The 11,152-nt window shown below is 42.6% G+C and carries 14 protein-coding genes; 7 read left to right on the top strand and 7 right to left on the bottom strand.

Annotated features, from left to right (window positions below):
• Window positions 1-233 precede the first annotated feature (233 nt).
• Both IBX40_07220 and IBX40_07215 read right to left on the bottom strand, forming a co-directional pair.
• Window positions 234-1,019 (bottom strand): MvaI/BcnI restriction endonuclease family protein, encoded by a 786-nt coding sequence (locus IBX40_07220; GenBank protein ID MBE0524105.1) that lies wholly within the window; start codon window positions 1,017-1,019, stop codon window positions 234-236.
• Entirely contained in the window at window positions 1,016-1,873 is an 858-nt protein-coding gene (locus IBX40_07215; protein MBE0524104.1) for a site-specific DNA-methyltransferase, read from the bottom strand. Before IBX40_07215 ends, IBX40_07220 begins: the two co-directional genes overlap by 4 nt.
• Before the next feature lie 516 nt (window positions 1,874-2,389).
• On the opposite strand from IBX40_07215, the gene IBX40_07210 reads away from it, so the two are divergent.
• Window positions 2,390-2,698 (top strand): rhodanese-like domain-containing protein, encoded by a 309-nt coding sequence (locus IBX40_07210; GenBank protein ID MBE0524103.1) that lies wholly within the window; start codon window positions 2,390-2,392, stop codon window positions 2,696-2,698.
• A gap of 60 nt (window positions 2,699-2,758) precedes the next feature.
• The gene (locus tag IBX40_07205) at window positions 2,759-3,568 is read left to right on the top strand and encodes an ABC transporter ATP-binding protein (GenBank protein ID MBE0524102.1); all 810 of its coding nucleotides are present in this window, start codon (window positions 2,759-2,761) and stop codon (window positions 3,566-3,568) included.
• Here the strand turns inward: IBX40_07205 and IBX40_07200 are convergent.
• From IBX40_07200 to IBX40_07190, 3 genes are all read right to left on the bottom strand, one after another.
• On the bottom strand, window positions 3,560-3,856 hold the full coding sequence (locus tag IBX40_07200) for a hypothetical protein (GenBank protein ID MBE0524101.1): 297 nt from the start codon (window positions 3,854-3,856) through the stop codon (window positions 3,560-3,562). The genes IBX40_07205 and IBX40_07200 overlap by 9 nt on opposite strands.
• Window positions 3,857-3,972: 116 nt before the next feature.
• Window positions 3,973-4,830, bottom strand: a complete 858-nt coding sequence (locus IBX40_07195; protein MBE0524100.1) for a 2-oxoacid:ferredoxin oxidoreductase subunit beta — start codon at window positions 4,828-4,830, stop codon at window positions 3,973-3,975.
• Window positions 4,823-6,553 carry a 2-oxoacid:acceptor oxidoreductase subunit alpha gene (locus IBX40_07190; protein MBE0524099.1) on the bottom strand — a complete coding sequence of 577 codons (1,731 nt, stop codon included), beginning with the start codon at window positions 6,551-6,553 and terminating at the stop codon, window positions 4,823-4,825. The genes IBX40_07195 and IBX40_07190 overlap by 8 nt, the downstream gene beginning before the upstream one ends.
• Before the next feature lie 161 nt (window positions 6,554-6,714).
• On the opposite strand from IBX40_07190, the gene IBX40_07185 reads away from it, so the two are divergent.
• Window positions 6,715-7,269: a nitroreductase family protein gene (locus tag IBX40_07185; protein ID MBE0524098.1), complete on the top strand. Its 555-nt coding sequence runs from the start codon at window positions 6,715-6,717 to the stop codon at window positions 7,267-7,269.
• Between the two features lie 210 nt (window positions 7,270-7,479).
• A complete protein-coding gene (locus IBX40_07180; protein ID MBE0524097.1) occupies window positions 7,480-8,301 on the top strand; it encodes a hypothetical protein in 822 nt (273 codons plus the stop codon).
• A 72-nt stretch (window positions 8,302-8,373) separates the two neighbouring features.
• On the opposite strand, the gene IBX40_07175 is transcribed toward IBX40_07180, so the two are convergent.
• Window positions 8,374-8,535 (bottom strand): hypothetical protein, encoded by a 162-nt coding sequence (locus IBX40_07175; GenBank protein ID MBE0524096.1) that lies wholly within the window; start codon window positions 8,533-8,535, stop codon window positions 8,374-8,376.
• Window positions 8,536-8,963: 428 nt separating this feature from the next.
• On the opposite strand from IBX40_07175, the gene IBX40_07170 reads away from it, so the two are divergent.
• The gene (locus tag IBX40_07170; protein MBE0524095.1) at window positions 8,964-10,142 is read left to right on the top strand and encodes an acyltransferase; all 1,179 of its coding nucleotides are present in this window, start codon (window positions 8,964-8,966) and stop codon (window positions 10,140-10,142) included.
• Between the two features lie 80 nt (window positions 10,143-10,222).
• Here IBX40_07170 and IBX40_07165 read toward each other — a convergent pair whose 3' ends face one another.
• Window positions 10,223-10,441 carry a hypothetical protein gene (locus tag IBX40_07165; GenBank protein MBE0524094.1) on the bottom strand — a complete coding sequence of 73 codons (219 nt, stop codon included), beginning with the start codon at window positions 10,439-10,441 and terminating at the stop codon, window positions 10,223-10,225.
• Between IBX40_07165 and IBX40_07160 the strand changes: the two genes are divergently transcribed.
• Both IBX40_07160 and IBX40_07155 read left to right on the top strand, forming a co-directional pair.
• Window positions 10,442-10,618 (top strand): hypothetical protein, encoded by a 177-nt coding sequence (locus IBX40_07160; GenBank protein ID MBE0524093.1) that lies wholly within the window; start codon window positions 10,442-10,444, stop codon window positions 10,616-10,618.
• 286 nt (window positions 10,619-10,904) lie between these two features.
• Entirely contained in the window at window positions 10,905-11,111 is a 207-nt protein-coding gene (locus IBX40_07155; GenBank protein MBE0524092.1) for a hypothetical protein, read from the top strand.
• Window positions 11,112-11,152 lie beyond the last annotated feature (41 nt).

Below are 11,152 nucleotides of genomic sequence, written 5' to 3'. Positions count from 1 at the left end.
ATGTCCTGTTTGATTTCATTCTCTTTTACGCTTCAAGGCACGCCAGTCAACGACCACGCTTTAGAAAAGCGTGGCATCAGGAGGATGCTCATGGTTCTATATTTCAATCGGTTCGCTGATTATAGTTATTAAATTCTGGCACTGGTATACACGTCAAAGTGTTCAATAATGACCTGTGGTGTTGGCATAGCGAGGGCAACTCCCTATGTGACATAAAAAAAACTTTACATATGTCACAAAATAACCGTAACTTCTTCATATAAATTTGGCAAACAGTTCTGGCGCATACGAAATTTTGTTCCGTGGTTATGACCTGTTCTGGCATCAAAGTCTACAAGTATGTTGCCTTTCTCAATTTGATTTAAAAATCCATCAAAACTGAACTTCTGCAACATCATCACTTTACCGTATTTGTAAAACTCCTTTCTGTCTTTCTTTTTTACCTCTGCTTGCACATAAAAGCAATTTAAAAGTTTTGTACCTGCTTTGTTTGCAAGGTCGTCAAAGCCCCAATATGGTTGGGGGTCAAGTTCACTTAACCCTATCCTAGTTCTAACTGCATTAAGCCAATCACTATGCTTCTCTGAAACTGCATTGCTATCAAATGAGATTAAAACTTTGCGATTTATTCTGTCAATTTTTACAATAAATCCCCTATCACTTGGTGAAAGGCCATGAATAGTTTGACGAAAACTCATTTCGTCTTCTGAATATTTTTTTCCAGCTTCTTGATGAGACCAACCATATTTTAATAGCAAAACATGTGGAACAAATTTTATGGCTCGGGGAGATGGCTCAATATGAAATAAAGTTGTCAATGAAGTCGTGTTGAGCCTCTGTGACTTCAATTCCCACTCTGCTGCATTTGGAATTGGCAAGTTATTCTCAGTAATACCCAATAAGTCTTCAAGTGTATTACCAATTCCACCATGGTTTCCATGACGCGCATTCTCAATCCATCCTCTTTCCGATATTTTTTTCAGTTCTGCTATTAAAGTATCTTTGGTATATATTTTCATAAAGTCTCCTGAAAAAAAGTTAGTGGTCTTAGTTTTAATAATTCGGATTGTTTTTTATTTTTCTCAATTCTATTTTCAGATATTTTACAATAATCAGGAGAAAGTTCAATTCCAATAAAATTTCTTTTTAAGCCCATGGCAACAATGGCTGTAGTTCCACTTCCTGAAAAGGGGTCAAGTATTGTCTCTGCTGTTGTCGAAGAAATAATCCGGTCAATTAGAGCTACAGGGAATGGCGCAGGATGGTCATTATTCATTTCTTGAGTGAACTCCCAAACATCACCATGGGCATTAGCCTTTGGTGCAAGTTTGAATTTTGGTTTTGTTATAAGATAAATCACTTCATAAGTCGGTAAAAAATATCCCGGATTGAAATTTATTCCTCCTTTCCTACGCCATATGATTATTTGCCTTACCGGAAAATCTCCAACAATATTTTGTCTATCTTGTAACAAACCCCCTTGTACACGCCATTTATGGTTATAAAAAATTGCGCCATCATCTTTGATAAGTCTAAACATCTCAGTCAAACATTCTCTTTGCCATTGTTCATATTTTTCATGTGGCATATTATCGTCATAATGGCTATAACCATTTACTAAAGCCGCTCCAGACCACTTTCCACCCCTTCCATCTTTCATACCGTTACCAGTTGAGTTTTTTAGGTTATAAGGTGGTGAAGTAACAACAAGATCAAGGCATTTGTCAGGCATTTGTCGCATTATAGTGAGACAGTCCCCGCGAATAATTTTATTTATGTAATCATCAGGATATTTCAAAGTATCATCTTCTTTTAGCAAAATATCCGAATTAGATTCGTACACATTTTGCCTTAAAACCGATTCAGTTGTCATTAAATGCACCTTATGTTTAATTATCTGAAAGACTATTCATTCTACTTAAATCTTAATTGCTTACGTCGGTATAAGAGTTACTCATATCAATGAAAACAAATCTTCATCTTTTTAGGTTTTATTGTTTTCTTGTTGAGCGCCGATTTTGAGAACTTGAAAAGATTACGTTTCTTATCGCCTTAAACGAGCATGGATTAGCCGTCTCGCAGTCACCGGTATACCCCGGACAATATGTCCAAGGCCTGTATATAGCGTTTTTTAGGATATTTCCATTTATTTATTTATCTAACATAGTTAGAACAACATCATCATTTCTTTACTAAAATAAAAAACTTCCGAATTATTAGGCCACAAAAGGTTTGACAAAAGGAATTAATCGATGTTTTATAAGCACAAGCTTGATTTAGACGTTTCGTCCGCCCTTATTAAAATAATAATCGCGATCTGGATGGATGTCACCTCAAATGGAATCAGCGCCAGTAGCAGGCCGGCACGAAACATAACAATCCCATGTTTATGGACCCGGCAAAAAAATCGAATCATATCTGCCGGGCTAAAGGTGAACGCTTCACACTCCCGGATGTAAGGGATACAGCAGAATACCACAAAGCTCACCTGCCCGGAGCTGTCCTGATATCGGACATGAATGAACAGGCAGACCGGGTGCTTGACAGGAACTTACCCGTGGTCACATACTCTGAAGACTACAACTGCCCTGCCAGCACCTTTGCAGCTCAAAAGCTTGAGAAGATGGTATTTACCACATTTGAAAATAAAGGAAGTTACCAGGATTGGGTGGATCATTCGTATCCCTTGGAGGTTTAATGCAGAACCATTAAATTGAGCAAAGATTAATTTTCTTACCTGATATATTATGGCATTACAATGATTACTGAATCTGTCATTTTGTTTGATCATGTTCATTTTATTCGCAATGGTTGTACGGTTTTAAAAGACATCAATTTGAATATTCCTCCCAACCAGAACTGGGCCATAATCGGTCCCAACGGCTCGGGAAAGACCAGTCTCATCAGTATAATCAACGGTTATCATCAGCCTTCAAAGGGCAAAGTAGAGGTACTGGGACATATGTTCGGCTCCACTGATCTCAGGGAACTGCGCTGCCACATCGGTGAATGCAGTTCAGAGATACGGAACATGATACATCCCGGTGATAAGGTCCTCGATATTGTGCTTTCAGGCAAATTTGGCAGTATCGGCCTGTACCAACGACCAAGAACTGAGGATCTGGGGCGTGCCCGTGAATTAACAGTATTTCTGGGATTGTCCCATCTGGCTGATCAACCCTTCAGGACCCTGTCTCTTGGAGAGCAGCAGAAAGTGCTCATTGCAAGGGCAATGATGCCGGATCCCGAACTTTTAGTATTGGACGAGCCATGCGAAGGCCTGGATATCAAAGCAAGGGAAGACCTGCTGGATGCTTTGCAGAATATGTGCAGCAGCCCCGAAGGTCCGACCCTGATCTTTGTCACCCATCGCATCGAAGAGATCATACCTGCCATCACCCACGTTGCTGCACTCAAGCAGGGGATGGTGATCGTACAGGGTCCAAAGAGCGATGTGCTAAACGAGGCTGTTTTCAGTGATATCTTCGATATGGAAGTTGAAATGAAGTGCAACGGGGGCAGGTACTGGCCCGCAGTGATAAAAGGTTCAGCCCGTAGCTCACTGTGACATCTTCATCATTTCTTCAATCTGGTCAGGTCCCAGGACCGGATATGATTTCATCTTCATATGGGGGATATATTTCATGTTCTCCATGGTGACCTCCAGTTCAGTCCCCTCACAGATTGCATAGCCAGATGTTCTGCCACCGGCAAACATTCCCCATTCCAGCGTCTTTCCGTTTTCCAGGTCGTCCTTGACCATGCTCATAAACTTTTCATCCCGCTTAATCCACTCCTCGGGATCTTCAGGTATTCTATTTTGATCCATTTTCCATAGTATCAGATATTTTGTCATTTGACAACACTCCAATTAAAATATTCATGTTATGATACTTAACTTTACTTAGATAAATAACAATGAAGTAAGGCAATGTCCCACTTCCTTTTTTGAGGTTGATAATTAAAGTTTGATTACATGAACTGTTCCATTGTCCTGGTGATATCCACACCCTCAACCGGCCTTTTCACAAGCGGCATATCCTGAATTGTAACCACTTCATCTTCATAAGTGGGTCTGTCTTCCTTATAGATCACTCCGATCGGAACCCGACTATTCCATTCCACAGCCCGCTCGTATGCAGCGGCCTTATCCACTGGTTCATATCCCTCATCCTCCAGTTTGTACACCCGTTCCTTGTAGAAATCATTTGTATTTACTTTATTGAAGGTCACGCAGGGCTGCAATACATCGATCAATGAAAATCCCTTGTGTGTTATTGCCTCAGTAATCAATTTTCGAAGATGCGGCGGGTCCCCGGCAAATCCTCTGGCAATAAATGATGCACCTGAGGACAGTGCAAGTGTGAGCGGGTTCACTGCGATCTCGATTGAGCCGAAAGGCGTGGATTTTGTCGAAAAACCCTTATCGCTGGTTGGGGAGGTCTGGCCTGTTGTTAAACTGTACATCTTGTTATTGTGGACAATATAGGTGATATCCAGGTTCCGCCTCATGGCATGAATAAAATGCCCCATGCCGATACCGTATCCATCTCCGTCACCTGATATGGCTATGACCTTGAGTTCATGGTTTGCCAGTCTTATACCTGTGGCTACAGGCAGGGTCCTGCCGTGGATAGAATGGAAGCCATTTACATTGATATATTGAATAACTGCGCCGTGACACCCGATACCTGATACGATCATGAACTGGTGAGGCTCTAACCCGGAATCGGCCAGCCCGCCTCTCAAAGCGGCAAGGATACCAAAATTACCGCACCCCGGACACCAAACAGGTTTAATAGGGGTCCTGAAATCTGCAAGTTCAGCCATGTATCATCACCTCCATAACCCTGTTTGCGATCTCTTCAGGAGTGAAAGGGCGGCCGTTATACTTGAGAATTTTTTTATTCAATTCAATCCCTGTCCTCTCCCTGATAACACCTCCAAGCTGTGCTTCTTTGTTATTCTCAACACCTATGGTGAATTTTGAACTTTTCAGGATATCAGATACTTTTTCAGCAGGGAATGGATGAATGAAAATAATCTGCAGGAAATTTACACTGATATTGTTTTCTGTCATAAGCAGCATCGCTTCCAATATGGGACCCTTTGTGGAACCCCAACCCACAAGCGTCACATCTGCTCCGGGGGGTCCGTAAATTACAGGCTCTTCCAGTTCTTTAACAATAGATTCAATTTTATTCATCCTCTTGTCCATCATGATAGTCCTGTTATCAGGGTTATCAAGATCGTGCCCGTATTCGTTATGTTCATTGCTGTTAGCATCAAAGATGATATTTGGATGACCGGGCATAACTCTTGGAGAGATACCAGATTCGGTCAGTTCATATCGTTTATAGTTACTCACAGCATCCATTTCTTCCAGATTTAACAACAAACCCCGGTCAACTGTGACTGGTTCGAATGGTTCGACGGTTTTGTGGCTTTCTGTCAGGTATTTATCTGTGATGATTAAAACAGGGATCTGGTACTTTTCAGCCAGGTTGAATGCCCTGCCTGCTGCCCAGTAACATTCACTTACATCCCCCGGCGCCATGACCACTCTCAGGAAGTCCCCCTGGGATGCATGCATCACAAACCTCAGGTCGCCCTGTTCGCTTCGTGTGGCAAGACCTGTACTGGGCCCGGGTCGCTGGGCTACCATTACCACCAGAGGGGTCTCGGTCATGGCCGCCATCCCCAGTGCCTCGGTCATAAGGGCAAATCCGCCGCCTGATGAGGCGGTCATGGCCCTGACCCCTGCATGTGATGCACCTATAGCCATGAGTATAGCAGCCAGTTCATCCTCGGTATGCTTGACAACAAGGTTGTGGTTTTGCTCTTCAGCAGCCAGGAAGTGCAACAAACCCGAGGCCGGGGTCATGGGATAGGCAGAATAGAATCGTAATCCTGCAGATAATGCTCCCAGACCAACGGCCTCATTACCGTTGATCACCAATCTTCGGTGATTATCAGTGGGTTTTATAATAATGCCAGTGCCCCCTGGATGGTTCTCCATCACAAAATCATAACCCGCCCTTGCAACTTTGATGTTACTTTGTATGATCTTTTCCCCTTTTCGCTGGAATATTTCGGTCAGAAGTTCTTCAAGGATGGTGAGATCATATCCTATCAGGCCGAAGGTGGCGCCCAGTGCTGCGGTATTCTGCATGATGGATTTTACTCCCAGATTTTGAACTATCTCACTGAGGGGTATGGGGAAGAGACATATATCGGCATGTACGTCAAATCTATCCTCAGGGTCCTCTTTACCGTTAAAAACGATACATCCGGTGGGAGCCATTTCATCCTTGTGCAGGTGGACGGTCTCTTTGTTTAGTGCCACCAGCAGGTCAATATATCCTGTATGAGAAAATACCTCTCTATCTGATACCCGTACCTGATAACTGTTATGGCCCCCACGAATAAGGGAAGGATATTCCACAGTATCGAACACGTGAAGTCCACCCCTGGCAAAGGCTTTGGACATGGTAAGTCCTGAGGCCATGATCCCGAACCCTGCTTCACCCCCAATCATCCAAGAAAATTCCAAGTTCCAAACCTCCTATCTATTATGAAAATGCAAAAACAATCAAGATTTATTGCATTGTTTCCCACTTATAATGAAATAGTCCTCAAGATTGATAAAATTATTGAAGTAACTATATAGTGGTGGAATGACAAATTATCCATGTATAAAGAGGAGAGGTTTTTTTGGAGGTTCAAGAAGCAATTAAACAGAGGCGCGTTGTCAGAAAATTCCGACCAGACCCTATTCCTGATGATGCACTCTACAAGATCATAAATTCTGCCAGATGGGCACCCAGCCCCTTCAATACTCAGCCATGGGAATTCATTATTATCAGAAATCAGGAAACGCTAAAAAAATTGGGTGATGCAGCTCCAACCGCCCAATACCTGGTAGAAGCACCGCTTGCAATCGCTGTTGTAATACTTCCCATAAATGCTAAATACCCATTCCACCAGGAAGTGGGTGAACCCAAGCATGCGGGAGCTATGGCTGTTCAGAATATTATGCTGACTGCCTGGGAGCTGGGTATAGGTACCGGATGGGCCACCATAGATGCTGATAAAGTAAAAAAGATCCTGCATATCCCAATTGAATTCGATGTACTGACCGTTATTCCCATAGGATATTCTTTAGATAGACCACCTGAACGTATGGAAGAAGACCGACTGCCTGTTGATGACCTGATAAGTTTTGAAGAGTTTAATGGATTATCAGAAGGCAGGATTATTGAATATTAAACGATAATTGAGACGCATGTTTCAAGTTCTTAGAAATTTGTTCGGACAAATTACTTATTATATTATCCCGGAAAGATAAGATGAATAACACGATCATGAAATGGGTGGAAATATCTGGACATCTGATATACTTTTAAATATATATTCCATTCGATAAAAAGGTTGAAATAGTAAGCCATACAAAGTTCGATGTAAGCCGAGGTGGCAATTATGGAAATTGTATTCTGTGGTTACACTACCGAACTTGATGACTTGACATGGAGATCTGACATATTAGATGTCAGAAAACGTATTTTAAGTATCGTAAAGAAAGGCGGACTTCTGGATTCAATATTTGATGATGCCCAAAGGTCAGGAGAAACAGATTTTGACCTATTGATATACAAATATCTTGATTTTGAGTCAAAATGCCAGAAGATATTGAACAAACTGACCGAGGATGAGATCCGGCATCATCTGGATAGCATAGACGTCGAAGCTGAATTTGCTACCAGGTACAAGTATTTAGGTTTCGATGAGATTGAACGCATCCGCTTATGCCTGTATGTGATAGAGAAATACAGGATATGGGAAGAAAAAAATGTCCTGATGAGTGAAAATGAAGGTATTGTCAGGGAAAGATATAAAAAACTCACGACGTTTCTCGAGATTATTCGCCCGAAATTAGATAAAATTGAAAATGATAATACCAGATATTTCCTGAATTCTGCCTTCGAAGAGATCGAGGCTGCTTTTTCAAAAAGTGAAGACTTGGAATATTTAAGGAAACAGCGAGACATAATCCAGGACGTTCAGGAGAATTTGACCATTCACCTGAAACTGGTTGATGTCATGAAAAGGATCAACCATCAGAAAAGTTGTGAGCATACCTCCGGGTTTTTTGATGTTACCATCGAGATGGTCAGCAATCAACGGGAAGAAATGATACAGAAGATCGAACATATCGACAACAAATTTATATCCCATCCAATGAGTGTGGAATTTGAAAATATTGGAAAGAACTTGACATACCTGACAGATCAACTGCAGTAGACGACTGCATAATTTAACTCCGAATGAGATGCATTCATGCTCATGTTTTTTTTTGTTTCTCTTAGTCCCCGTTCATGTCTTTGTTGAATTTGGTTTGCGCTTGGTGACTTTTGGTGGTTTTTGGTCTGCAGGTTTGGCCACTGACTTCGGGATTATCCGTGGAGTTGTGGATTGAAGCTCAACTGGGATCTGCTGGGCCTCAAACTTTGCATAGAGGTTGTGTATGTATTTCAACAAATCCGTAATAGAAAAAGCATTCCACTGGCATCACATGCAGCAGATGGAAATTGAATATGATGCACCGAATAAACGAAGCATAATTACCTAAAGTAAACACGAAGGCAACACCAACTTTAGACAGTTCAAGAAAAACGTATCAACTAAACCTCTCAATTTTTACCAGCTGACTAAATTCACCTTCAGCCTGGCCAGGGCTGCCTGAGCATCCACTGCGTTCACCTCCATTGCATCGCAGAAATGATAGAGATCTCTGAAGTAGCGGTACTTCTTGAGAGATTGAAATACCGCTGAGGCGAGAATATGGATGAGGAAAAACCTCCTTCAAATCCGGATATCCGGGATTCAAATCCATCCGAGCTCGTTACTACTCATAAAGGAAAGCAATTTTCATAACCTGCACAGTAAGGGAGGTATAACGCAGTATGAACAAGGCCAAAACAATCTCATCCGCACACGCATCAGGCACGCAATACAATACCCCAATCGCCTACCTACGGGCCTTTATCATTGTGCTTGTTGTTGCGCAACATGCGGCGATGCCATATCACATAATTCCACCCCAGTCTAACGCTTCTTCATTGTCCGAGTATCTGCAATCAATACGCGCGATCTCTCCTGTTATTGATGAACAGCGCTCGGATATGCTATCATTATTCGCGTCCTTCAACGATAATTTTTTTATGGCTCTTCTGTTCTTACTTTCGGGGCTGTTCGTCTGGAATAGCCTTCAGAGGAAGGGAAGGTTTATTTATTTTCGCGAGAGGTTGATCCGGCTCGGTCTGCCGCTTGCGGTAATGGTTATTCTCAGACCACTGACTTATTATATGACCTATCTCCAGACCGGGGGTAATTCTGGTCTTTCCGATTTCTGGCAACAATGGAGCTTGGTTGAGTGGAGAGGGGGGCCCATATGGTTTATCGAGCTATTGCTGGTTTTTGACATCATTGTCGTTCTGGCAGCTGGTATGAAAGTAAACATGAGCGGTTTATTCAAAACGATGCAACCGTTTCAGCCTGTCAAATTTTTTATGCTCCTGGTTCTTTTGTCAGCTGTGGCCTATATACCTATATCAGCGATTTTTGACTCTTTTTTCTGGCTGCAGGTTGGGCCAGCCCAAATTCAGATAAACCGTCTGTTCCTCTATGCGGTCTATTTCCTGGCAGGGATCTTTTTCGGTGCCTATGGAATTGAACGAACATTCCTTGTGCCGAATTCCAAACTGGCACGTCGCTGGATTATCTGGACTGTTGCGGCGCTGGTTACCTTTCTAATCAGTGTGATTATATCTATTAGTAGTGCGAATGAAATACTGATCGGCTTTTTCTATATATTCTCCTGCGCCACGATCTCATTTGCTTTCCTGGCAATATTCCTAAGATTTGCACAGAGGCAGAGAAGGATATTTGACAGCTTTTTTCATAATAGCTATGGAGTATATGTGATTCATTATGGAGTCGTAAGCTGTCTGTCATATGCTTTGCTGGGAGCACAGCTCCCGGCTATGGCAAAATGGTCAATTGTCTTCACCTCTGCATTGGTACTTTGCTGGGGTGCAGTTGCAGTTATCCGCCGTATCCCCGGGGTCGGGCGGGTTATTTAGCTGTACCACAGGCTCTTCAATGCCAGGCTCATTAATCTGGTGCATGATGAGCTGGTCTTTGAGGTACCGAAAGAAGATGCTTAAGAGGTAACTGACATTATCAGGGATGAAATGGAGGCTGCAGGCAGGGAATATCTGACCTGTGTGCCTGTTATCGTTGAGATCAATGCTGGGTCTACGAGACCATCACCCGACCCGGTAAGGTCCTGTAGGCCAGGATCGGGCTGTGGAACCGCACTTCCGGCGAGATCACCTTCCCTAGGACCAAGTGCAAGTACAACCGCTGGACCAGGTGTCACATGTGCGCCCAAAACCATGAAGCTGACCGGCAGTATCAGTGCAGCGAGATGCTGCGGTATTATGTGGGGAACAGGAAGAAGGGGCACATTTTCATAAACGTGAGGACCGGGAGGAGGTTGACACTGCGGCATTTTGACAAGATGATCGATAAGTGGGCCAGGCTGCTTAACATCTAGAGACGTCAGTCCATCAAACCGAGCGGCAGGGAATACCATCTGATCACATTAATGGGACTGAGGGAGGCAGGAGAGAGGCACCATGATCTGCAGTGGCGGTGATCCTGATGTGTCTGCGAAGGCTGTTCTATAAAGTACGCAGCGTGTGCAGGTATCAGTACAGGAGAAGGGGCAGCTGGTTAGGTGCATGAGGCAGTATGAAGTGAAGAGTGGATGTTAACTTATAGAGAGAAATAAATATAGTTGGAAGATATATAGGAAACATAAGATAATTTAGGTGAATCAAATGGATTCAATAGTCGAAGAAGAAAACGCAGTAAATATCTTATTAGGAACACTTGAAAAGCTGGATGATGAGATAGAATCTGCAATAGACACATTAGAGGTAATGAGTGACCCGGAAACCTTGAAGAATATAGAAGAAGGTTTAAATGACATTAAAGAAGGTCGGATCATAACTTTTGAAGAATTCCTGATTAAACATGGATACTAAATGCAAAATTATATTATCAAATAAATTTGATAAAACTTTTT

It is taken from the genome of Methanosarcinales archaeon (genome assembly GCA_014859725.1).
GTDB lineage: Archaea > Halobacteriota > Methanosarcinia > Methanosarcinales > Methanocomedenaceae > Kmv04.
This window is presented reverse-complemented; position numbering and strand designations above follow the sequence as displayed.